This is a genomic window from Rhodanobacter sp. C03 (assembly GCF_002001175.1).
Taxonomy (GTDB): Bacteria; Pseudomonadota; Gammaproteobacteria; order Xanthomonadales; family Rhodanobacteraceae; genus Rhodanobacter.
Genome location: NZ_MUNT01000006.1, coordinates 754775 through 778113, shown reverse-complemented (window position 1 = coordinate 778113; position 23339 = coordinate 754775). Strand labels below are relative to the sequence as shown.

Annotated in this window: 24 protein-coding genes; 7 read left to right on the top strand and 17 right to left on the bottom strand. The window is 62.9% G+C overall.

Features of this window, described 5'->3' with window-relative positions:
* The first annotated feature begins 15 nt into the window (after positions 1–15).
* On the top strand, positions 16–642 hold the full coding sequence (locus tag B0E48_RS11730) for a DUF2894 domain-containing protein (protein WP_254423941.1): 627 nt from the start codon (positions 16–18) through the stop codon (positions 640–642).
* Between the two features lie 19 nt (positions 643–661).
* On the opposite strand, the gene B0E48_RS11725 is transcribed toward B0E48_RS11730, so the two are convergent.
* From B0E48_RS11725 to B0E48_RS11710, 4 genes are all read right to left on the bottom strand, one after another.
* Positions 662–1687, bottom strand: a complete 1026-nt coding sequence (locus B0E48_RS11725; protein WP_077518250.1) for a C13 family peptidase — start codon at positions 1685–1687, stop codon at positions 662–664.
* A gap of 21 nt (positions 1688–1708) precedes the next feature.
* Complete coding sequence (gene mtnC, locus B0E48_RS11720; RefSeq protein WP_077518249.1) at positions 1709–2395, bottom strand: acireductone synthase; 687 nt, start codon at positions 2393–2395, stop codon at positions 1709–1711.
* Between the two features lie 83 nt (positions 2396–2478).
* Entirely contained in the window at positions 2479–3045 is a 567-nt protein-coding gene (locus B0E48_RS11715; RefSeq protein WP_077518248.1) for an acireductone dioxygenase, read from the bottom strand.
* The gene (locus tag B0E48_RS11710; protein ID WP_077518247.1) at positions 3042–3692 is read right to left on the bottom strand and encodes a methylthioribulose 1-phosphate dehydratase; all 651 of its coding nucleotides are present in this window, start codon (positions 3690–3692) and stop codon (positions 3042–3044) included. The genes B0E48_RS11715 and B0E48_RS11710 overlap by 4 nt, the downstream gene beginning before the upstream one ends.
* A gap of 166 nt (positions 3693–3858) precedes the next feature.
* On the opposite strand from B0E48_RS11710, the gene B0E48_RS11705 reads away from it, so the two are divergent.
* Entirely contained in the window at positions 3859–4191 is a 333-nt protein-coding gene (locus B0E48_RS11705) for a high-potential iron-sulfur protein (RefSeq protein ID WP_077518246.1), read from the top strand.
* Positions 4192–4635: 444 nt separating this feature from the next.
* Here the strand turns inward: B0E48_RS11705 and B0E48_RS11700 are convergent, their stop codons facing one another.
* Entirely contained in the window at positions 4636–6096 is a 1461-nt protein-coding gene (locus tag B0E48_RS11700) for an amino acid permease (RefSeq protein WP_077518245.1), read from the bottom strand.
* Positions 6097–6166: 70 nt separating this feature from the next.
* A complete protein-coding gene (locus B0E48_RS11695) occupies positions 6167–7651 on the bottom strand; it encodes an amino acid permease (RefSeq protein WP_077518244.1) in 1485 nt (494 codons plus the stop codon).
* 206 nt (positions 7652–7857) lie between these two features.
* Between B0E48_RS11695 and B0E48_RS11690 the strand changes: the two genes are divergently transcribed.
* Positions 7858–8373 carry an NUDIX hydrolase gene (locus B0E48_RS11690; protein WP_139350250.1) on the top strand — a complete coding sequence of 172 codons (516 nt, stop codon included), beginning with the start codon at positions 7858–7860 and terminating at the stop codon, positions 8371–8373.
* Here the strand turns inward: B0E48_RS11690 and B0E48_RS11685 are convergent.
* The 6 genes from B0E48_RS11685 to msrA form a co-directional block, all read right to left on the bottom strand.
* Entirely contained in the window at positions 8370–8891 is a 522-nt protein-coding gene (locus tag B0E48_RS11685; protein ID WP_077518243.1) for a 3-hydroxyanthranilate 3,4-dioxygenase, read from the bottom strand. The two genes, B0E48_RS11690 and B0E48_RS11685, sit on opposite strands and share 4 nt — an antisense overlap.
* Positions 8892–8999: 108 nt before the next feature.
* Positions 9000–9590 (bottom strand): fasciclin domain-containing protein, encoded by a 591-nt coding sequence (locus tag B0E48_RS11680; RefSeq protein WP_174566735.1) that lies wholly within the window; start codon positions 9588–9590, stop codon positions 9000–9002.
* Between the two features lie 173 nt (positions 9591–9763).
* Positions 9764–10357: a fasciclin domain-containing protein gene (locus B0E48_RS11675; protein ID WP_217317970.1), complete on the bottom strand. Its 594-nt coding sequence runs from the start codon at positions 10355–10357 to the stop codon at positions 9764–9766.
* A gap of 234 nt (positions 10358–10591) precedes the next feature.
* Positions 10592–12481 (bottom strand): DNA topoisomerase IV subunit B, encoded by a 1890-nt coding sequence (gene parE / locus B0E48_RS11670; RefSeq protein WP_077518242.1) that lies wholly within the window; start codon positions 12479–12481, stop codon positions 10592–10594.
* Positions 12482–12555: 74 nt separating this feature from the next.
* On the bottom strand, positions 12556–14403 hold the full coding sequence (locus tag B0E48_RS11665; protein WP_254423940.1) for an ABC transporter ATP-binding protein: 1848 nt from the start codon (positions 14401–14403) through the stop codon (positions 12556–12558).
* A gap of 90 nt (positions 14404–14493) precedes the next feature.
* The gene (msrA, locus tag B0E48_RS11660; RefSeq protein ID WP_077518240.1) at positions 14494–15204 is read right to left on the bottom strand and encodes a peptide-methionine (S)-S-oxide reductase MsrA; all 711 of its coding nucleotides are present in this window, start codon (positions 15202–15204) and stop codon (positions 14494–14496) included.
* A 229-nt stretch (positions 15205–15433) separates the two neighbouring features.
* Between msrA and B0E48_RS11655 the strand changes: the two genes are divergently transcribed.
* Complete coding sequence (locus B0E48_RS11655; RefSeq protein WP_077518239.1) at positions 15434–16249, top strand: arylamine N-acetyltransferase; 816 nt, start codon at positions 15434–15436, stop codon at positions 16247–16249.
* Between the two features lie 18 nt (positions 16250–16267).
* Here the strand turns inward: B0E48_RS11655 and B0E48_RS11650 are convergent, their stop codons facing one another.
* From B0E48_RS11650 to B0E48_RS11640, 3 genes are read right to left on the bottom strand one after another with little or no spacing between them, the layout of a single operon-like run.
* Entirely contained in the window at positions 16268–16498 is a 231-nt protein-coding gene (locus B0E48_RS11650; RefSeq protein ID WP_077518238.1) for an RNA-binding S4 domain-containing protein, read from the bottom strand.
* Positions 16499–16537: 39 nt separating this feature from the next.
* Positions 16538–16981, bottom strand: coding sequence for a barstar family protein (locus B0E48_RS11645; protein WP_077518237.1), 444 nt, complete (start codon positions 16979–16981; stop codon positions 16538–16540).
* Entirely contained in the window at positions 16978–17391 is a 414-nt protein-coding gene (locus tag B0E48_RS11640) for a ribonuclease domain-containing protein (protein WP_077518236.1), read from the bottom strand. Before B0E48_RS11640 ends, B0E48_RS11645 begins: the two co-directional genes overlap by 4 nt.
* 132 nt (positions 17392–17523) lie before the next feature.
* Between B0E48_RS11640 and B0E48_RS11635 the strand changes: the two genes are divergently transcribed.
* Complete coding sequence (locus B0E48_RS11635) at positions 17524–17892, top strand: VOC family protein (protein WP_077518429.1); 369 nt, start codon at positions 17524–17526, stop codon at positions 17890–17892.
* A 26-nt stretch (positions 17893–17918) separates the two neighbouring features.
* Here B0E48_RS11635 and B0E48_RS11630 read toward each other — a convergent pair whose 3' ends face one another.
* The gene (locus B0E48_RS11630; RefSeq protein WP_077518235.1) at positions 17919–18764 is read right to left on the bottom strand and encodes a DUF72 domain-containing protein; all 846 of its coding nucleotides are present in this window, start codon (positions 18762–18764) and stop codon (positions 17919–17921) included.
* Entirely contained in the window at positions 18761–19573 is an 813-nt protein-coding gene (locus B0E48_RS11625; protein ID WP_077518234.1) for a phosphatase PAP2 family protein, read from the bottom strand. Before B0E48_RS11625 ends, B0E48_RS11630 begins: the two co-directional genes overlap by 4 nt.
* Positions 19574–19746: 173 nt before the next feature.
* Here B0E48_RS11625 and B0E48_RS11620 point away from each other — a divergent pair, with 173 nt between their 5' ends.
* Both B0E48_RS11620 and B0E48_RS11615 read left to right on the top strand, forming a co-directional pair.
* Complete coding sequence (locus B0E48_RS11620; protein ID WP_077518233.1) at positions 19747–21432, top strand: serine hydrolase; 1686 nt, start codon at positions 19747–19749, stop codon at positions 21430–21432.
* Positions 21433–21541: 109 nt separating this feature from the next.
* Positions 21542–23197, top strand: a complete 1656-nt coding sequence (locus tag B0E48_RS11615) for an alpha/beta hydrolase-fold protein (RefSeq protein ID WP_077518232.1) — start codon at positions 21542–21544, stop codon at positions 23195–23197.
* The last annotated feature ends 142 nt before the right edge of the window (positions 23198–23339 follow it).

The following is a 23339-nucleotide window of genomic DNA, read 5'->3' as shown; positions in this document are numbered from 1 at the left end:
ACACGAGCCCGGGCGATGCTCGATGTGTGGCGCGAGCAGGGCGCCGATCGCCTGAATCCCCTGCGATTTCATTTCATCGAGGTGTTGGAGCGGCGCGCGGCAGGTCATGATGGCGAGACGCGATGCATTCTGGACGACAGGCTGTCCACGCTGATCGAGACCTATGCGGCCGATCTCGACATGGCGGCATCCAACACCGGCCATGCCGACAGCGTGACGACGACATGCGCGCCTTCCCGTGGAGCGCTAGGCGGACTGATCGATCACATCACCCAGTATGCGGCGACGCACGGCGACTATCCTGTCGTGCGTGATGTGGCGCCCCAGCCTCCCGCCTTTCCAGCATTGGAGGCGCTCGATGAATTCAGAAAAATCTGGTCCGAGGTCCGCACGGAAAGCCAGGTGCGGCAGTCGCTGGAGCACGTGCCTGCCAATGCCGGTCCGCTCAACTCAGGCAGCCTCGTACACCGGTCGCTCACGCTCATGCGCGAGCTTTCGCCAGGGTATCTCCAGCAGTTCCTGGCGTACGTCGACACCTTGTCGTGGCTGGAACAGATGAGCGACGGCGGCGCCTTGGCGGCCAAAGAGGGGGCCCGCTCCGTGAGTGCCAGAAAGCGCGCTCGGGGTAAACCGCGCGGGTGAAGTTGGCCTTGCGAGTAGCCTACTGCGCTATCGCCGTCGTACTGGCCTGTGCCGGCTCCACTGGCTTGAACGCCACCGCGGGGCCGGGCGTGAAGCCTTTGCGCCACAACGCGAGCTGATCCGCGATGCCGCTGCCGATATCGATCTGTGGTTCCGACGCGGTGAGTTTGTCCTGCTGTTCCCACTGGTTGATCTCGCCGCTGGCCTGCTTGAACGCATCGATGAAATCCGGCGTGCGATTCAGTGCGTCCACCAGCCATGCCCTGCCGAAGTAGGTGATGTCTGAATCACTGCCGCAGCCGAACGAGCTGCGATCGGTACGGGCGGCGGTGAGTACCAGTGTGCCGGGGCCGTGCAGTGGTGGCACGAAGCCGCCGGAGTAACAGGCGTTGACCACGACGACTTTCCACTTGAGCGGGTGCTTGGCCAGGATGCTGGCTAGATCCGGAGCGCCGATCTGATCCAGCGGTAGCGGGTCCATGTCGACCAGCAAGCTGTGATCCTGACTGCCGTGACTGGTGACGTAGAGCAGCAGGATGTCCTGGCCCGGTTGCATCACCTTGCCCAGTCCATCGAGCGCGGCATCCAGATTGCTCCAGCTGGCCAGTGGATGAGTGGCGAGGCTGGCCGGATTGTTTTCCAGGATCAGGCTGTGGGCGGTGGCACCGAAGCGCTTGCCGAACAGCTGTGCGGAATATTCGGCTTCATTGCGGAACACGTCCTCGCCCCCATCGCCGGCAAATGCCAGCAGGTAGAGGTTCGGCTTGCCGGCTACGCGCGGGGTGAGCTGTGCCAGCGCGTCGTGGATCATCCGCGGTTGCGCGTAAAGCACCTGTTCCGGGGTCGGACCAGCGTTCGGCCAGTCATCGCCGCTATCGGCATTGGCTTCGGTTGACGATGCCTCGTCCGGCGCGCTGCTGCCTGGTGTGGTTGGGGTGGCTACGGAGTGGCTGGCGATCGACGGCACTCCTGCATGATCGGGCAGCCACAGCATCAGCAGCACGCCGGCGGCAAAGGCAAGCAGGACGATCAGGATGGTGCGCATGGCGGGACTCGTGCCTGGAGTTCAGGGAGTGATCGCGTCGAAATCGCGATAAGCGCGATGGCGCGGTTCGATCGGCCACGTCAGCGGCTCACGGATCAGCCAGCCGGTGTGGAAGCCGGCGGCCTGCGCTGCGTCGAGTTCTTCCACGATATCGGACAGGAACAGGATGTGCCGTGGCTGCTCGTCGATCGCCGCGGCGATGCGTCGGTAGGATTCGGCCTCGCGCTTCGGGCCGGTCTCGGTGTCGAAGTAGCCGGCAAACAACGAGGTCAGATCGCCGGCCTCGCTGTAGCGGAAAAGCAGCTGTTGCGCCGGCACCGAGCCGGAGGAATAGACATACAGGCGCAGTCCATCGGAGCGCCAGTCGCGCAGTCGCGCGGCGACTTCCGGGTACATGTGGGCGCGGTAGTCGCCAGCGGCATAACCGTCCTTCCAGATCATTCCCTGCAACGCCTTCAGCGCGGTGGATTTGCGATCCTCGTCGATCCACTGCAACAGCAGTTCGATGATGTCCTGGCGGCTGGCCTCGACCAGTCCGGCTTCCCTGGCAGCTTCATGCAGCCAGTGCTGCACCTCGGGTTGGTCGCCATGGGTTTCGACAAAAGCAGGCAGCCGCTTGCGCGCATAAGGGAACAGCACGTCGCGAACGAAGCTGATCGAGCTGGTGGTGCCTTCGATGTCGGTGACGATGGCGCGGATTTCGATCATGGCGGTGATGCTGGTAAAGGACGATCAGCATAAAGGAATGGCTGCCGCATTGCGCCGTGAGCGGTCACCGTTTCGGCGGCCGGCTATCGGCCAGCCATGGCCTGGCGCGGCTGCATCCGTGGAAAGCGCTGGGCGATGTCGTCGCCGGTGAATTGCGCCACCCAGCCTTCCTTGTTGGTGAACAGCCGGATTGCCACGAAGTAGGGCGCCTCGCTCATGTCGAACCAGTGACGGGTGCCGTCCGGTACGCCGATCAGGTCGCCCTGTTCGCACAGGATGTCGTAGACCTTGCCGGCGATGTGCAGGGTGAACTGGCCGGAGCCGGCAACGAAGAAGCGTACTTCGTCCTCGCTGTGGGTGTGCTCGCTGAGGAATTTCTGGCGCAGCGTGGCGCGCTCGGGGTGGTCGGGCGTGAGGCTGATCACGTCGACCGCCTGGTAGCCTTTCTCATGCTTCAGCCGATCGATGTCGCTGCGGTAGGCGGCGATCACCTCGTCCTGGCTTGCACCCGGCACGATCGGCTGGCTGGCTTCCCATTGTTCGAAGCGAACGCCGACCAAGTCCAGTTCACGGGCAATCGCGGCGTGTTCGTGGTGTTCCGTCAGCGGTGATAGCGGCCGGGATTCGTCGAAGATGCGCAGGCGGCTCATGATGCCCTCAGTTTTTTCAGGTCCAGTTCGCAGCTGAGCAGGAACTCCAGCGCTTCCAGATGACGCTGGGCTTCGGCCATGTCGCGACCCCAGGTATAGATGCCGTGGCCGTCGATCAGGTAGGCATGCAATGGCTTGCCGGTATCCAGCCAGGCGTCGACCTGGGCGACCAGCTCAGGCATGTGCTGGGTGTTCGGGAACACCGGGATCTCCAGCACGCCCTCATGCGAGCTGTAACCGGTGATCGCCTTCTGCAGTTCCCAGCCCTGCAGGCGAATCACGCCGTCGCTGGCGAACAGGCGGGAGGCCACGCTTTGCGTGTGCGAATGGGTATGCAGCACCGCGCCGATGTCCGGCCAGCGCCGATAGATGTGGGTGTGCAGCGCCGTTTCGGCGCTGGGGCGGGCATCCGTGCCTACGGCGTTGCCATCCAGGTCGATCAGCATGATGTCGCTGCGGCCAAGCCGTCCCTTGTGCCGGCCGGAGACCGTGATGGCGGCATGCTCCACATCGACCCGCGTCGAGAAATTGCTGCTGGTCGCCGGTGTCCAGCCCATGGCCGACAGCTCGCGCGCGGTGTCCGCGATGGCGTCTGCGCAGGCGTCGAACAGGCTGGCGGGAATCGTGGTTGGGAGGTCTTGGCTCATGCTGTTTGGACGTCCAAATGAGTGGCGACTATAACATGGGCGGGGCGGCTGCCTTGCTGGAATGAGAGCCATTCTCGCCAGTCAGGACAGATTGCGCTGGCGGGCGTACCATTCAATGAGAATTCAGCGCTTGGTGTGCTGGATAGATCCCGACGGAGGCTTGCCCATGTCGAATGAACAAGATATCGAATCGCGTCGCCGATTCCTCAAGGTGGCGGCCGGTACCACGGCGGCCGCGATGATTATCGGCGGCCTGCCGCGGTTTGCACGCGCTGCCGATCTGCCGCCGGTGACCGAAGCCGATCCGACCGCCAAGGCTCTGGGCTATGTGGAAGATGCCGGCAAGTCCGCCAATGCGAAGCACAAGGCCGGCGACGCTTGCGCCAATTGCCAGTTTTATTCCGGCGGTGCCAGCGGTCGCGGACCGTGCCAGCTGTTTCCGGGCAAGTCGGTGAATGCGCAGGGCTGGTGCGTGTCGCACACGCCGAAGAAGGCTTGATCGCATCACGATCCAATGCGCGTGCTCACCAGAAAGGCCGGCTCATCGCCGGCCTTTTGCGTTGATGCACACTCAATGCGCCAGGCGTTGCGCGGCAAATCTGCATTGAAGGAAGGAGATGGGGACGCGGGCAGGGCGCTGCGAGAAAAGTGCGGCCCGGCGCGACAGGCTGAGGAGCTTACCCACCTGGCACGCCGAGCCACGATCCGGGGCCCACTGCCAAGTGATCAACCCGCGGACTGAGGATCATACTCCCGCGATCGGCGAATGGGCGACCAGCCACCGAATTTCTATCGGAAAATTCTCGTTAAATTTATAAAAAACAATGCGTTATCTAAAATTTCTTGAGAAATTTTGTGAAGTGAATCACGCGGCACAAATTGTAACGATAGCCTGAAATTCGACGATTTTTTGGCAAATTTGGCGCAGTTCGCCGAAATTTGGCTACCGCTGATTTTCAGGGGACGCCAGAGGATGCCGGAGGTAGCTGTGGCGGCGACCGTAGAAAAAGTAGATCACGAATCCGAGTACCGTCCAGATCCCCAGAATGGCCCAGTTGAACCAGTCCAGACTGAACAACAGGGCGAAGCAACTGACCACACCAGCAAGGCAGGTGAACCAGACCCAAGGCACACGGAAAGTCCTGGGCAGATCCGGCAACGTGTGGCGCAGGATCAACACGCCGGCACAGACCGCGGAGAAAGCGATCAGCGTACCCATCGAGGTCAGGTTGGCCAGCAGGTCGAGCGGGAATATCGCGGCCAGCAAGGCGATCATCGCGCCGGTGATGAGCGTGTTGATGTGAGGCGTGCGGTAGCGCGGATGCACCTTGGCGAAAACCCGCGGCAGCATGCCGTCGCGGGCCATGATCATGAAGATGCGCGGCTGCGCAATGATCATCACGAGGATCACCGAGGACAGTCCGATCATCGCGCCGATTTCCACGACCAGACGCAGCCAGCCCAACTCGGGGTGCGCTCCCACCGCGGTGACTACCGGCTCCGAAGTGTCCAGCACGGTATATGGCACCAAGCCTGTCAGCACAGCGGCCATGGCCAGATACAACACGGTGCAGATGACCAGCGAGACAATGATGCCGAAAGGCAGGTCGCGTTGCGGGTTCTTGCACTCCTGCGCCGCGGTCGAGGTCGCCTCGAAGCCGATGTAGGCAAAGAACACCATTGCTGCGCCGCGCATGATGCCGGACCAGCCGTATTTGCCGTCGCCTTGTGCCTCGGGGATGAACGGGTGCCAATTCGCCGGATTCACATAGCGGTAGCCGGCAACCACCACGATCACGATCAGGCCTACCTTGACCAGTACCATCAACGCGTTGAGGCCTGACGATTCGCGGATGCCGATGTAGCACAGCCAGGTCAGCGCCAGCACGATGGCTACCGCCGGCAGATTGAAGAGGTGGCCGGTGGTGACGAGGTGGCCATCGATGAAGGCCAGCGGCGCTTCGGTCAGCGCGATGGGCAGATGGAGGCCCATGTGGTCAAGCAGGCTGGTGAAATAACCGGTCCAGCTGGCAGCGACCGCGGAGGCCGAGATGCCGTACTCGGCGACCATGTTCCAGCCGATGAACCAGGCCGCCAGTTCGCCCAGCGAGGCATAGGCGTAGGAGTACGAACTGCCCGAGATCGGAATCAGCGTGGCAAACTCGGCGTAGCACACGGCGCTGAACCCGCTGCATATCGCTGCGATGATGAATGACAGCAGCACCGCCGGGCCGGCATGTTCCGCCGCCGCCGTGCCGGTCACCACGAAGATGCCGGTGCCGATAACAGCGCCGATACCGAGCGCGGTAATTCCCCATGGTCCAAGCGTACGGCGAAGCGCCGGACCGTGGACGCTGTCGTCATTGCTGAAATCGGTCTTGCGGGCGAGCAATTGCTTGAGCATGGGTACTCCGGATATGACACCGGCACGGTATTACCGTGCCGGCTGATGGGTCAGGCAAAAAACAATCGCTTCAGCTCGGCTCAGTGCCATTGGCCAGATGGCTCTTGCGGTAACCGTAAAGGTAGTACACAACCAAGCCGATCGCGCCCCACACGAAGAAGGTGATCTTGGCTTCCTTCGACAGGTTGAGGAACAGCAGCAGGCAGCCAATCACCGCCAGCGGACAGATCAGCCACGGCAGCGGGGTGCGGAACGGACGCGGACGATCGGGCTGGGTACGGCGCAGGATCAGGACGCCTATCGCCACCATGATGAATGCGAACAGCGTGCCCGAATTGGTGATGTCGGCGAGGATGCCCACCGGGAACAGCGCGCCGAACAGTGCGACAAAGCTGCCGGTGATCAGGGTGATGATGTGCGGCGTGTGGAAGCGCGGATGGATCTTGGCCAGCTTGCTGGGCAGCAGACCATCGCGTGACATGGTGAAGAAGATGCGGGTCTGGCCGTAGGTCATCGTCAGGATCACCGACGGCAACGCGATGCCGGCGGCGAAGGCGATGAAGGAGCCAATATTGTTGTGGTTGAGCAGGCGGACCACATGGGCCAACGCCTCCTTGCTGCACACCAGTGCCTGCGAACCCTGGCAGGCCGCGGCAAACGCCGGTGTACCCGGCTCAAGAGCCAGCCCGTCCGGGCCCAGCATGGGCTGTGCACCCACCGAGCCCACTGCGCTGTAGCTCACCAGAAGGTAGAAGACGGTACATACGCTCAGCGAGGCGATCAGGGCGATCGGGATGTTGCGGTTCGGGTTCTTGGTTTCCTCGGCGGCTGTGGAGATGGCGTCGAAGCCGATGTAGGCGAACACGATGGAAGCTGCCGCACCCAGTACGCCGATGCCGCCCATGGGGCTACCCCAGCCGTTGGGTACGAAAGGTGTGAAGTTCTGATCCTTCACCGCCGGTAGCGCGACGAAGATGAAGGCGATGAGGGCGGCAATCTTGACCAGCACCAGCACGGTATTGACCTTGGCCGATTTCGAGGTGCCCAACACCAGCAGAAGGGTAATCGCCAAGCCGATCAGGCAGGCGAGCAGGTTGAAGCTACCACCGTCCATCGGACCTGCCTGCAGGAAGTGCGGCAAGCCGAATCCGGCATGTGTCAGCAAACCGTTGACGTAGCCCGCCCAGCCGGCGCACACCGTACTGGCGGCGATGGTGTACTCCAGCACCAGCGCCCAGCCGACTATCCAGGCAATGCCTTCGCCAAGCACGCCGTAGGTATAGGTATAGGCCGATCCGGCCACCGGTATCATCGAGGCCAGTTCGGCATAGGCCAGCGCGGCGAGTGCGCAGACCACCGCAGCGATCACGAAGGCGATCATCATGCCGGGGCCGGCCTTCTGGCCTGCTTCGGCGGTCAGCACGAAAATGCCGGTGCCGATGATGGCGCCGATACCGAGCATGGTGAGCTGAAATGGACCGAGCTGGCGTGTGAGGCCTTTCTTCTCTGCGGTGGCGAGAATCTGGTCGAGCGACTTGACGCGCTTGAAAAGCATTGCGGTGACTCCCCGTAAAAACTAATACCACGCTCGTCCGAGACCGCGACGAGTATGACGCGACGAGCCGATGTGACACGCAACCATAACGGAGCGGGGGAAGGGGAACAAGCTGCGACGCAGCTATGATGGACATTTCCGACAGCACCATGCCACAAGTCATGCAACCAGATGTTTCGCGAGTAATGGTCGGCTTTCGAGACTATATGTCCCGGTATCCGGAAGAAGCCGATGCTGCCTCAGTGTTCACCGATTTCCTCAACTCCCATCCGTCGGTGTTCGAACGCGCACATCCGCCGGGGCATTTCACCGGCTCGGCGTGGCTGGTCAGTGCGGATGGTGCACGGGTGCTACTGATGCATCACCGCAAACTGGATCGGTGGCTGCAGCCGGGTGGTCACGCCGACGGCGATACCGATCTGGCGCGGGTGGCATGGCGCGAGGGGCAAGAGGAAACCGGCGTGAGCGATCTGCGCGTCGAAGGCGGCATCTTCGATATCGATCGGCATCGCATTCCGGCGCGCGAAGATGAAGCGGAACACTGGCATTACGACGTGCGCTATGTGTTGCGCGCAGGCGCGGACGATCGTTTCGTGCTCAACGGGGAATCACGGGCACTGGCGTGGCGGCCGGTGGCTGACGTGGCAGCTGACAGCAGTTTCGATGCCTCGCTGCGACGGATGGCACGCAAGTGGTTGGCGCGGGATGCCCTCGGCGTCTAGTCGTATTTCGCTGGCGCCGGATTCAGGTGGCCGCAGGCATCGCAGGTACGCGCTTCACGCGAACCGTAGAAGCGATCGAACACCGGCGGGAAATCCTGTTCGATGCTGTCGAGTACGAAGTACTCCTCGAACAGCTTGTGGTTGCAGCGCTCGCAGAACCACAGCAGGCCATCCTTTTCACCATGGGTGCGACGGCGCTCGATCACCAGTCCGATCGATGCAGGCATCCGTTGCGGCGAATGCGGCACGCGCGGTGGCAGGTAGAAGATTTCGCCGGCGCGAATCGGGATGTCGCGCGCGTGGCCATCGTCCTGCACCTTCAGCACCATCTCGCCCTCGAGCTGATAGAAGAATTCCGGGCCTTCATCGTGGTGGTAATCGGTGCGTGCGTTCGGGCCGCCGACGATCATGATGATGAAGTCGCCATCGACGATGCACTTGTTGCCGACCGGTGGCTTGAGCAGGTGACGGTGTTCGTCGATCCAGCGCTGGAGGTCGAGCGGAGGTAGCAGGGCCATGCGAAATTCCCACAAAAACCAGCAAGCACCTTAGCGCTGATGTCGCCGCAAAAAAAGCCGCCCCGCCGAGGGAGTCGGGGCGGCTGGAAAGCGTTGCTTTGAAACCGCTTACGGCATCAGTACCTGATCGATCACGAAGATCACGCCGTTGGACTGCATCACATTGCCGATGGTGACGTGCGCGACATTGCCCTTGTCATCACTGATCGCCCAGCGGTGGGCGTCCCTGCTGATGGTGATCGAGTCACCTTCGACGGTTTTCAGCGCGGCGGTACCGCCGCCGGCTTCGACGGCATTGGCCAGGTCGTGCCTGGTCAACCGGCCAGCGACGACGTGGTAGGTGAGGATCTTGATCAGCGCGGCCTTGTTCTCTGGCTTCATCAGGTTGTCGACGCTACCGGCGGGCAGGGCGGCAAAGGCCTTGTCGGTCGGCGCGAATACGGTGAACGGGCCGGTGCCTGATAAAGTATCCAGCAGGCCGGCAGCCTTCATCGCAGCAGTCAGGGTGGCGAGATCCTTCGCGCCGTCGACGTTCTGCGCGATGTTCTTCGACGGCGACATGGCAGGTTCGCTGTCCGGCACGGCCCTGGGCGCGGTGACCTTGGGCGTGCTGGTCTTGCCGGTCACCACCATCGGCATCATGGCCGATGCCAGTGCAAGACCCACGGCGAGGGTTCGCATGCGCTGATTGATCTTCATGGGTCTCTCCAGACTATCTTCGCTTCACGGATCGGTAGCACATGAAGATACAGCAGCTATGTGGTTGACCATATGAGTGCATTGAGCGCCATGGTGTTGCCGTCGCCATAAAAAAGCCGCCCCGACGAGGGAATCGAGGCGGCGGACAGAGTGAAGCGTTGCGTTTCGACGAGTTACGGCATCAGCACCTTGTCGATCACGAAGATCACGCCGTTCGACTGGATCACGTCCGCAATGGTGATGTTGGCCACGTTGCCCTTGTCGTCGGTGACTGTCCAGGCGCCCCCGCTTTTCGCGACCGTGATCGAATCGCCTTCGACAGTCTTCAGCACAGCCTTGCCGCCGCCCGCCATGACTGCTTTTTCGAGGTCATGCGAAGTCATCTTGCCGGCCACCACATGGTAGGTAAGGATCTTGGTCAGTGTGGCCTTGTTCTCGGGCTTCAGCAGGGTGTCGACGGTGCCGGCCGGCAGGGCAGCGAACGCCTCGTTTGTCGGCGCGAACACGGTGAACGGACCGGTACCGGAAAGAGTATCGACCAGGCCAGCAGCCTTTACCGCAGCGACCAGGGTGGTGTGATCCTTCGAGTTGACCGCGTTCTGGATGATGTTCTTCGACGGATACATCGCGGCGCCGCCGACCATCGGGTCCTTGTGCATGCCCATCGAGCCCATGGCGTCCGACTGGGCAAAGGCCATCGGCACTACGGCAGCGGTGGACAAGGCGATGCAAAGGCCGATGGCGAGGGTTCGCATGGAATGGTTCATCTTCATTATCTGTATCTCCAGGTCTTTTCCGCTTACCGGATTGGAAGCATGTGGAGATACGGCGTAAGCACAGATTCGGATGCACGCAGGTGGCGACAGGCATCTTGCCCAAGTCGTCATCCCGGCGAAGGCCGGGAACGCTTTTCCGATACGGCTGCGTAGAAGCGATCCCGGCCTTCGCCGGGATGACGATATGAGGGGTGGGATGCTACCGGTCGCAACTGCTGCTGCGATTCAAACCTCGAGCGTCGCCAGATCGCCTTTTTCTTCCAGCCACGCCTTGCGGTCACCGGCACGCTTTTTCGCCAGCAACATGTCCATCAGCTTTGACGTGCCGTCATCATCGCTGATGGTCAGCTGCACCAGCCGGCGAGTGTCCGGATGGATCGTCGATTCGCGCAGCTGCGGCGGGTTCATTTCGCCCAGACCCTTGAAGCGAGTGGTGCTGACCGCGCCCTTGATCTTCTCGCGCTCGATCCGTTGCAGCATCGCTTCCTTCTCGCTTTCGTCGAGGCAGTAGAACACCTGCTTGCCCACATCGACGCGGAACAAAGGCGGCATCGCCACGAACACATGGCCTTCGCTGACCAGGGTCGGGAAATGTTTCAGAAACAACGCCGCCAGCAGGGTGGCGATATGCAGGCCATCCGAGTCCGCATCGGCGAGGATGATCACCTTGCCGTAGCGCAGGCCGGACAGGTCGTCCTTGCCCGGATCGCAGCCGATCGCAACGGCAAGGTTGTGTACTTCTTCCGATGCCAGCACCGAGGTCGATTCGACTTCCCAGGTATTGAGGATCTTGCCGCGCAGCGGCAGGATCGCCTGGAACTCCTTGTCGCGCGCCTGCTTGGCACTGCCGCCGGCGGAGTCGCCCTCGACCAGGAACAGTTCGGTACGGGTGAGGTCGGTCGCGGTGCAGTCGGCCAGCTTGCCGGGCAGTTGCGGGCCCTGGGTGATCTTCTTGCGCACGATCTGCTTGGCGGCCTTCAGGCGCGCGCTGGCACGCTCGATGGCCAGCTGGGCAATCCGCTCGCCCATTTCCACGTGCTGATTGAGCCACAGGCTGAAGGCATCGTGGATAACGTTCTCGACCATGCCGGCGGTCTGGCGCGAGGACAACCGTTCCTTGGTCTGGCCGGCGAACTGTGGGTCCTGCAGCTTGGCCGACAGCACGAAGGCGAGCCGTTCCCACACATCTTCCGGTGCCAGCTTGACGCTGCGCGGCAGCAGGTTGCGGATCTCGCAGAACTCGCGGATCGCGGTGGTCAGGCCAGTGCGCAGGCCGTTGACGTGGGTGCCGCCCTGCGCGGTGGGGATCAGGTTGACGTAGCTCTCCTGCACCAATTCGCCTTCCGGCAACCAGGCCAGCGCCACTTCCAGACCTTCCACGTCGCGCGCCATGTGGTGCACGAACAGCTCGTTCGGCAAGGCCTCGGCACCGTCGAGTTCGCCGCGCAGGTAATCGCGCAGGCCATCCTCGTAATGCCACTCGATCGTCTCGCCGCTGGCTTCGTCGGTGAGCTTGACGTTGAGGCCGGCGCACAGCACGGCCTTGGCACGCAGGAGGTGCTTGAGCTTCGACAATGAGATCTTCGGTGAGTCGAAGTACTTGGCTTCCGGCCAGAAGCGCAAGGTGGTGCCGCTGCGTTTCTTCGGTACCGTGCCGATCACTTCCAGCGGACTGATCTTGTCGCCGTGCGCGAACACCATCTGGTACTCGGAACCGTCGCGGCGGATGTTCACCTGGACCCGGTCGGATAGCGCGTTGACCACCGAGACGCCGACGCCGTGCAGACCGCCGGAGAAGTTGTAGTTCTTGCCGCTGAACTTACCGCCCGCGTGCAGCCGGGTCATGATCAGCTCGACGCCAGAGACGCCTTCTTCGGGATGGATGTCCACCGGCATGCCGCGGCCGTCATCGCTCACTTCCACCGAGCCGTCGTTGTACAGCATCACCTCGATCGAGCTGGCGTGCCCGGCCAGCGCCTCATCCACCGAGTTGTCGACCACTTCCTGCACCAGATGATTCGGGCGGGTGGTGTCGGTATACATGCCGGGGCGGCGTTTGACCGGATCCAGGCCGGAGAGGACTTCAATATCGGCGGCGTTGTAGCGACTGCTCATGCGTGTCTACGGGTGGGTCAAGACGGCGAAGCATGGAGGGCGCGGGCGGGCAGGGTCAAGCTGACAAGGCCGGATCAGCGATACCCCTGCGCCTGCAGCGAGAACAGGTGCGCATAGTGGCCGTCCTGCGCCATCAGCTGTTCGTGGCTGCCGTGCTCGATGATGCGGCCGTCCTGGATCACGATGATCTGGTCGGCCACGCGCACGGTGGAGAAGCGGTGCGAGATCAGGATCGCGATGCGATTGCCGGCCAGCTCGCGGAAATGTTCGAAGATATTCGCCTCTGCCTGGGCATCCATCGCGGCGGTGGGTTCGTCCAGCACCAGGATGTCCGCGCGCGAGCGCATGAAGGCGCGGGCGAGGGCGATCTTTTGCCATTGGCCTCCCGACAGCTCGCGTCCCTCGCGGAACCACTTGCCGAGCTGGGTGTTGAAGCCGGAGGGCAGGCTGTCGATGAATTCGCTGGCCATGCCCTTGTCGCTGGCCTCGCGCCAGCGCGCCTCGTCCTCGAAATGGCTGACATCGCCGGCGCCGACGTTCTCGCCGACACGCATCTGGTAACGCGCGAAATCCTGGAAGATCACGCCGATACGCTGCAGCAGGGTGCTTTCGTCCCAGTCGCGCAGGTCGGTGCCGTCGAGCAGGATGCAGCCGCTGTCGGGCGAATACAGCCGCGTCAGCAGCTTGATCAGGGTGGTTTTGCCCGAGCCGTTCTGGCCGACCAGGGCCAGCGATTCGCCGGGGCGGATATGCAGGTTGATGTCGTGGAGTGCCGGTTCGCTGGCGCCGGGATAAGTGAAGCTGACCTGCTCGAAACGGATGCCGTCGTCCGGCTTTGCGCCGCGCTGGGCCGTGCCTTGCGACGGTGGCACCGGGGTTTCCAGATACTCGTACAGGGTCGACAGGTAGAGGTTGTCCTCGTACATGCCACCGATCGCCGACAGCATCGCCGATACCGCCGACTGGCCTTGCCGGAACAGCGACAGATACATGGTCATCTGGCCGAGCGTGATGCGGCCGATCACCGTGGTCATGGCGATCCATGCATAGGCGCCGTACAGCGTGATCGTGCCGAGCAGGCCGAGGCCGAAGCCCCAGCTTTCGCGGCGGACGGTCAGGTCGCGGTCCTCGCCGTAGAGCTTGTCGAAAATCTCGCGGTAGCGATCCAGCAGCAGCGGGCCAAGCTCGTACAGCTTGACCTCCTTGGCGTGGTCTTCGCGTGCCAGCACGGTTTCCAGATACAGCTGCATGCGCGTTTCCGGCGAACGCCAGCGGAACAGCCGGAACGCATCGCCGGAAAACTTGGTTTCGGACAGGAACGAGGGCAGCCCGGCCAGCAGCAATACCGCCACCGCCCATGGAGAAAAGTGGAACAGCAAGGTGCCGTAGCTGATCAGCGAGATCGCGTTTTGGCCCAGCCCGAACGTGCGGGTGACCAGCGACAGCGGCCGGGTCGACGCTTCGCGCCGCGCGCGGGTGAGCTTGTCGTAGAACTCGGAATCCTCGAAATGCGCCAGTTCCAGCGTTAGCGCCTTCTCCAGGATCATCACGTTGACGCGTTGCCCCAGCTGCGCGCGCAGCAGCGACTGGCACATCGACAGGCCGCGTTGCGCGCCGGCGAGAGCCGCCACCAGGACGCCTTCCAGCGCTACCCACTGGAACACCGAGACCAGTGGCGCACGGCCGTTGCTCGCCCACAGGCGGCTGGCCGTCACCACTGCATCGACGATATGCGCGCCGACATACGCCACGCCAGCGGGCAGCAGACCGGCAATCAGCGTCAGCAGCGCCAGTGCGACGGTCAACGGGCGGCTGGTACTCCACACCAGCTCCAACGCCCGCCCGCTGTAGCGGAACACGCCCAGGAAGCTGCGGGTGAGTTCGGTGGATTCAGCCGGCGATGAATGAGCGTGAGGCGGCACGTGGGGAGCAGGTCAGGGCAGGCGCGTGAGGGGCGCGGAAGTCCAGACATGGGGTTCGTGCCGCCTCATGCAAGTCAAACTTGACCCAGCTCAGTGCAACTGGACATCCACCACTTGCTGCTCCGGCTGGTACAGCGTCGGAAACAGTTTCTGCAGATTCGCGACTTTCGGTGCATCGTTGATGACGATGTACGGATTGTCCGGATGCTCACTGAAGTAATGCTGGTGATAGGACTCGGCCGGGTAGAACGCCTTGAGCGGCACGACCTGGGTCACGATCGGTGCCGGGAAGGACTTCGCTGCGGTCAGCTGGGCGATGTAGCCGGTGGCGATCTTCTTCTGTTCGTCGTTGCCGTAGAAGACCACCGAACGGTATTGCGTGCCGCTGTCCGGGCCTTGCCGGTTGAGTTCGGTGGGATCGAGCGCGACCGAGAAGAACACCTGCAGCAACTGGCCGTAGCTGACCTTGGCGGGGTCGAACTGGACCCTGACCGACTCCGCATGGCCGGTATTGCCGTCGCTGACTTCGTCGTAGTGCGCGGTGTCGGCGGCGCCACCGGAGAAACCAGCTACTACCTTGTGCACGCCCTTGACATGTTCGAACACGGCCTCGATGCCCCAGAAGCAGCCGCCGGCCAATACCGCGGTCTGCTCACCGGCGGCGGTGGTTTTTGGCGCATCCACCGTGGGTGCGGGCAACGCCTGCGCATCGTTGGCCGCAGCGGGTTGGCAGGCGCTCAGTCCGGCCACCATCAAGGCGGCGACCAGCGGGATAACGTGAAAGGCAGTTCGACGAATCATGGTGTGCCTCGCGGACAGTGGTTTTGTATCGGGCCGACACTCGACGCCTGAAGTTACGTTGGAGCGCCAAGGACAGATGCAACGACGGCTACGGCTGAATGCCGTTGCATGCGTCGGATACTGTTTCTTCGCCGGTCACACGGCCCCGGTTACCTGGATGACGGCCATCAGCGGGCGGGTACTATCGTGGTCCCGGTTCCCTTGAATATTGAACCTGTGGATATCGAGCATGAGTGAATCCATCGACTTGGCGGCCTACCTCCGGCGCATTGGCCATGCAGACGCCGTCGCACCGCAGCTGTCGACCCTGCATGCGCTGGCTATGGCCCATGTGGCGGCGATTCCATTCGAGAATCTCAATCCCTTGCTCGGCCTGCCGGTCGATCTGGAACTGGCCGCACTGCAGCGCAAACTGGTGCAGGACGGCCGCGGCGGTTACTGCTTCGAGCAGAACCTGCTGTTCGCGGCCGTGTTGCGGACGATCGGCTTCGAGGTGTCGGGGTTGATCGCACGGGTGCTGTGGAACCAGCCGGAAGATGCGGTCACCGGCCAGACCCACATGCTGTTGCGCGTCGAGCTGGCGGGCGAGAGCTGGCTCGTCGATGTCGGTTTCGGTGGGCAAGTGCTTGCCGGCGCACTGCGACTGCAGGCCGACATCGAACAAGCCACCGGTCACGAACCGTTCCGGTTGATCCTGCGGGATGGCGACTGGCGGATGCAGTCGCTGGTGCGCGGGCAGTGGTTGTCGCTGTACCGTTTCGACCTCAAGCCCAGCCAGCCGGTCGACTACGTGGTGGCCAACCACTATGTGTCCACGCATCCAGCGTCGCGATTTGTCAGCAACCTGATCATGGCGCGCACTGCAGCCGATCGGCGCCTGAGCCTGCTCAACCGCGAGTTCACGGTGCGCCGCCTGGGACACGAGCCCGAGCGGCATACGTTGCGCGATAGCGCGGAGATACGCGATGTCATGGAACGCGAGTTCCTGTTGCGCGTGCCGGACTACGCTGAGCTCGACCGGCGACTGGACGAGCTGCCAGCGTGATTTTTGTTGCTGCTGGGCTTATTCGTCGCCCGAATCGGCCAGCACGTGGATCTCGACGTCGTCGATGGTGACCACCTGGCCTGCGTGGATCTTGCAGGTCTTGCGCAGCTCGATCTGCTTGTCCACCGAGACGGCGCCGGTGGCAACGATCGCCTTGCCGGCGCCACCGCTGTCGCACAGGCCGGTCAGCTTCAACAGCATGTTGAGCTCGACGTAGGTGCCTTCCAGTTCGAATTCGATCGTTTGCATGGTGTTCCGGGAGTTCTTGGGTTGCACAGGATGACAGCTTCAGCCGTTAGTGTGGCTGCTGTCGAACGCGTCATCGGGCAGCGTGAGGAAGGCGAACCACGGGATCTCATGCTCGGCACCGAACGTCGCCGCGTCGTCGAGGATGCCGAGCAGAATGTTGTAGTCGGTCTCGGCAGCCTGGCGCAGTTCGTCGGCATGCTCGAACAGCAGCACATAACCCCAGGCCGGAATCCAGCGCAGATCGCGCAGACAGTCCGCCAGCGCGTCCCAGTTGTGGCCGAACGAAGCGGGCAACGGCAGCGATATCACAAGACGCTGCAGCAAATCGTCCTTGTCGTGACAGCCGGTCAGGTCGGTACGACAGACATGCAGTTCGTGCTGCCGGGCGGTTTTGGCCAGGCGATCGAGGTTGTGGGCGCCGACGAAATACACGCCGCTCTGTGTCGGGCGGGTCAGGTCCGGATCGAGGCCATGTGCCTTCACTGGTTTACCTTGAAGCTGTGGAAACTGTGGTAGTGGTCGTCGGTGTAGTAGTAGACGTCGGGTGGCGTGCCGCCGGTGATGATGCGCCGTGTGCCGCGCGTACTCGCGCCGGGTGTCTCCACCGTGTATTCGTGATAGTAGCCGCGCGATTGCTCTGGCAGCAGATGCTCGTAGTTGCCGAACACCACGCCGTCCTGGCTGTGCGGGAACGGGCCGCCGCGGGCGATCAGGTCCAGCGTGGTGTGCGCTTCAGGTGGCAGGAATGCCGGCAGTGCCGCGGTCGTGCCGTCGCTGCCCGCGGTCGCCGTAGCGGGGTTCGCCGGGCCGGCTGGCGCGGGCGTCTGTTGTCGCCACAGCACCACGGCAACAACCAGGGCAGCGAGCAGGATCAGCGGATTGAGTCGACGCATTCGGATGGGCCGGTGTGGGGGCAGGCATTGAGCTTAATGCAGGCCGCGCCCTTCGATATACCGGCAGATGACAGCGGCGTGTGATTGCAGGATGCTGGCACGCTGCCATCCACCATCACACAGGAGATTGCCATGATCGGTTACGTCACTCTGGGTACCAATGACATGCCGCGTGCATCAGCGTTCTACGACGCGCTGTTCGGCGAGCTTGGTGTCAAACGCCTGATGGAAAGCGATCGCTACATTTTCTGGGGTATGTCCTTCGACAAACCCAGCCTGGTCATGATCAAGCCATTCAACGGTCAGCCTGCCAGCGTCGGTAATGGCGTCATGGTGGCGCTGGTGATGAACAGTCGCGACAAGGTGGATCGACTGCATGCCAAGGCGCTGGCACTGGGCGGCAGCGACGAGGGTGCGCCTGGCGAGCGCGGGGACGGCTTCTACGCGGGTTATTTCCGCGATCTCGAAGGCAACAAGCTCAATGCGTTCTGCATGGGTTGAGTCATGTGAATGGCAGCACGCCGCATTCAGTGGCTGCCGTCGACGCGTGACTGCAGCGCCATCGCCGCGGCCGGATTGCGATGCTTGGCGCTGCTGATGAAGAACACGAATACGTCACGCGGCTGGCTCGCCGCTTGCAACGCAGCCGCATGCGGCAGTTCGCCGATGTCGTTGCCCGCGGCCCAGTTGTGTGCGTGTTCGGCCCAGCGATCCAGCGCTTCCGGTGCATAGCCGGTGGGAATCCCGTCGGCGCTGCGCATCAGCCGCGCGTAAGTGAAATCACCAGTGAGATCGGCCAGCGACGGGTAGTCCGGTGAATCGGTGAACACGGTCGGCACCGCATGGCTGCGCGCCAGCGCCACATAGCGCTCGTCCATGAAACTGGGGTGGCGCACTTCGAGCACATGCCGCAGCGGCTGGCCATCCAGCTCACGCGGCAACGCATCCAGGAATGCCGCCAGATCGTCGGCATCGAACGACCGCGATGGTGGCAACTGCCACAGGATCGGTCCCAATCGATCGCCCATTTCAGCCAGACCACCATGCACGAAGCTGCCGATACCCTTGCCGGTCTCGGCCAGCCGTTTGCCTTCGGTGATATAGCGCGGCGCCTTCAGCGAGAAGATGAAGTCGCGCGGCGTTTCCGCGGCCCACTTCGCGTAGGTCGCTGCCTTCTGCGCGCCGTAGTAAGTGCCGTTGATCTCGATCGTGCGCAGCTGGCGGCTGGCGTATTCCAGCTCGCGCCGCTGCACCAGTCCGGCCGGATAGAAGTTGTTGCGCCACGGCGCGTAATTCCAGCCGCCGATGCCGACGCGGATGCGCAGACCACTCGACGGCGATGAGGCGAACAGGTCACCGTTCGATGGGCTCATCGGAATGATTTCCCGGCAGGACTTCGCATCATGTCGCGTCGCCGTAGACGCTCTGCCAGTCCGATGCACAGCATCAGCCACGCCAGGCCGCAGGCATAGCCGGCGACGACGTCGCTGAAATAATGCGCCTGCAACAGGATGCGGCTGAGGCCGATCAGGCCGGCCAGCAGCAGGGTGGCGGCGATCACCATGCGATGCCAGCGCGGTGGCAGCAGGCGCAACAGCACGTAGGCAAGCATGCCGTAGAACACGGCGGAACTGATCGCGTGGCCGCTCGGAAAGCTCCAGCCGACATCGGTGACGAAGCGGGGGTCATGCGGTGGGCGAGTTCGCTGGAAGCAGGCCTTGATGCCGTAGGCGATCGGCAGGATGCCGATCTGCGCGATGGCCCAACAGACCGCCAGGTTCCATTGCCGGCGCAGCAGCAGAGTCAGCAACATCAGCATGGACGCCGTGACCACCCATGGCGTGCTGCCGAGCAGACTGACGGTGGCAAGCACGGGCAAGGCGGATGGTGGCAGCCGTACGTGGATGTCGGCGGCAAGGGCGGTGTCGAAGCGCACCAATGCACCGGGCTCGCTGGTGCCGATGGCGAAAGCGATGACGGCGAACAGCAGGGCTGCCAGTGTGCCCAGCGTGGCCACCGTGCGCGACTGCATCACGTCCGGCTGGCGTCCATCGGCCATGGCGATCATGCGTCGGTGCGCGCTGCGCTGGCCGATCAGGTCGCCGCTCAGCACGGCCAGCAATGGCAACATGACCCACAACGGCAGCGCATGGACGGCGATCCAATCCACCAGGGTATTCATCTCGGCCTTCGATCCTCGGTGCGCTACGGCAGTTTGCGTAGCGTCAATAGAGTGCATGATCGGCGTTGACGCTCGACGCGTCGAGAGGCGGCATCGGGGTGCGTGACTTCCAGCGCTGGCCTCCATTCACGTTTACCGCGATAGTGGCCCGCTTCCAACCTGTGGAGTCGCCGATGTCCCTGCGATACCTTTCCCCGCGTCTGGCGGGATGCTGCGCACTGTTCGTGTTCGCCACCAGCGCAGCTGCGCAGGCTCCTGCGGCGAAACCGTTGCCGCCGCCGGTGTCGACGCATGACATCGTGCAGCCGATGCTGCCGACGCAGCTGCAGGATTTCGGCGCCTACGTCGACAGTGCGCGCAAGACCTTCGACGTGCCGGGCATCGCGGTGGCGATCGTCAAGGATGGCAAGGTGGTGATGGAGCAGGGCTTTGGCCTGCGCGAGATCGGCAAGCCGGAGCCGGTCGACGCACATACGTTGTTCGCGATCGCCTCCAATACCAAGGCGTTCACCGCCGCGTCGCTGCAGCAGCTGGCCGAGCAGGGCAAGCTGAAGATGGACGACCGGGTGGTCGATCACCTGCCGTGGTTTCGCATGTCCGATCCGTACGTGACGCACGAGATGCGCATCCGTGACCTGCTGGCGCATCGCAGCGGCCTCTCGCTCGGCGCAGGCGATCTGCTGTACTGGCCGCCGACCTCTTACACCACGAAGGAAGTGGTCGAACGGCTGCGCAATGTGCCGATCAAGAACAGCTTCCGCAGCAACTACGCCTACGACAACATCCTGTTTGCGGTGGCCACCTTGGTGATCGAGCAGGCCTCTGGTCAGAGTTATGCCGACTACGTGCACGAGCACATCTTCCAGCCAGTCGGCATGGACGAATCGCTGATCGACAAGACTTACCTCAAACCAGGCATGGACGTGGCGATCGGCCACGCCAAGGCCAGCTTCAAGGATCTCGAACCGGTGCCGCCGATGGCGTGGCTCAACGATCCTGGCGCCGGTGGCATCTATGCCAGCGTGCATGATCTGGCCAAGTGGATGAACGTGCAACTGGCTGGTGGCGTGTTGCCGACCAAGGGCGCGGATGGCAAGCCGGCCCGGCTGTTCTCTGCGGATAGCCAGCGGCAGATGTGGTCGATGCTTACTCCGATCACGATCGGCAAACCGCCGATCCCCGAACTGGCACCGCTGACGCCGCACTTCTACGGTTACGGCGAGAGCTGGTTCCTGTCCGATTACCGCGGCCAGCGGCTGGTCTGGCACACCGGTGGCTGGCCCGGCATGGTTTCTCGCGTGACGCTGGTGCCGGAACTGCATCTGGGCGTGGTGGTGCTGACCAACCAGGAATCCGGTGCTGCGTTCAACGCGGTGACTTATCGCGTGCTCGATGCCTATCTGAATCCGGACCAGAAGACGGATTGGGTCACCGTGTACGACAAGGCAGTCAAGCAAAGCGAAGCCAAGGCCGACGACAGCCTGACCAAGCATGAAGCGGCCCGCGACAAGAACAGCAAACCCTCGCTGCCGCTGGCGCAGTACGCCGGTACCTATCGCGATCCGTGGTATGGGGATGTCGTCATCAGCAACGAGAACGGCAAGCTGCGCCTGCGCTTCTCGAAGACCGCGCAGCTGATCGGCACGATGACGCCGTGGCAGCACGACACTTTCACCGTGCGTTGGGACGATCGTGCGCTCAACGCCGATGCATTCGTCGACTTCACGCTGGATATGGACGGCCATATCCGCGAGATGCGCATGCAGCCGATGTCGCCGTTGACCGATTTCAGCTTTGACTTCCAGGACCTGCGGCTTGTGCCGGTAGCGGCTGCCAAGCCTGATACATCGGAAGATTGATCGACCGCCGGCTGGCCGGGTTCGACCCGGTCGAGCCACCGATCACGCCGAGGGGAGCTGCGTGATGGGCCAGTTTCGTGCTCCGCAGGATCGTCCAAGGGGAGTCACCATGCGTTACCGTCATCATGCTGTTGCCTTATTGCTGTCGCTTGGATTGCTGACGGGCGTCGCCCACGCGCGCATCGACAGCATCGTCGCTCACCGCTTCTTCCACGTGCAGCTGGGTGCGGCGTCGGCACAGCCGACCTCAGGCCGGCTGCTGCTATTCGCCATCGATGCGACGACCGCCGAGGCCAAAGCCAAGGCCGAGTCCGAGTCCAAAGGCAAGAACAGCGTGATCGACGAAGTCGACGCCAATCCGTTCCGTGCCACCGAAACCAGTGTGGCCGCACGCGAGGTAGATTATTGGGTGCCGGGGCAGAGCGTCGATATCGACGCTGACCGACTGGCCTTCCCGGCGGGCTGGTCGCAACTGCCGTCGGGCGACTATTACGTGCAGGCCGTGCTCGATGTCGACCACAGCTACAACTACACCGGCCGCGGCGCTGGCGATCTGGTCAGCGCCGTGGTGAAGGTCCATTTGCCGAGTGCCAGCATTCCGACGTTGGCTCTGGTCAAGACGCTGCCGGCACGCGATCCGTGGGTGGCATCCGCATCGGCGCCAGCAGCCATGCGTGACGCGATGGCGGCGGCGCGCCAGCATGCGACCCTGGTCGATTTCACCAGTCCCTCGCTGAGTGCGTTCTGGGGGCGTTCGATCCATATGCGTGGCTGGGTACTGACGCCGCCGGGGTATGACGCCAAGGCCGCCACGCGCTATCCCACGGTGTATTACACGCAGGGATTCGGCGGCAACAACGATCGCGTGATGGGACCGTTGTCCAACGTCAGTGCGGCGATGGCGAAGGGTGAGATGCCGCCGATGATCTGGGTCTTCCTCGACGAGTCGAGTCCGACCGGCACGCATGAGTTCGCCGATTCGGTGAACAACGGTCCGTGGGGCCACGCGCTTACCGAGGAGCTGATCCCGCAGCTGGAATCACAGTACCGGATGGATGGTCGCCTGAACGGGCGTTTCCTCAACGGCCACTCCTCCGGCGGCTGGGCCACGCTATGGCTGCAGACGCGCTATCCGAAGATCTTCGGCGGCACCTGGTCGACCTCGCCCGATCCCAGCGATTTCCATGATTTCACTGGCATCGACCTGTATGCGCCAGACGCCAATGCCTACCACCGGCCCGATGGCTCGGCGTATCCGCTGGTGCGTGATCACGCCAAAGTACTTGGCACGTTTGAGCAATTCGCGAAACTCGAGCGTGTGCTCGGCCCCTACGGCGGCCAGTTGGCCTCGTTCGAGTGGGTGTTCTCGCCGCGCGGCAGGGACGGCCGGCCCGAACCGATGTTCGATCGTGACACCGGAGTCGTCGATCCGGCGGTGGTCGCCTACTGGCGCGATCACTATGACATCGCGTACCGGTTGCAGCAGCAATGGCCGCAGCTCAAGGCCGATCTGGACGGCAAGATCCATCTGTACGTCGGCACCGCCGATACGTTCTACCTGGACGGTGCCGCGCACAAGCTGCAGGCGGTGCTGGACGGCCTGCATGCGAAGTCCGAGTTCCACTTCCTGCCGGATCGCACGCACTTCGACCTGTACGTGCAGGGCAAGGATCGGCAGGGTCTGCTCAAACAGATCAGCTGGGAGATGTACGCGATTGCGCGGCCGGATTCGAAGCTGAAAGCGCCAGCGGCAACGGCACCCTGAGCACTGATGGATCGTTATTTCGCAATTTCATGCGATATCGCCGTCTGCGAAATGAACGCCAAGTGACGGTAGTACCTCGCCGTCACAATTTTGCGGCATAGTCGTACGGCAGGCATTCCGTTGCGGGTGCCTGGGTGTCGTC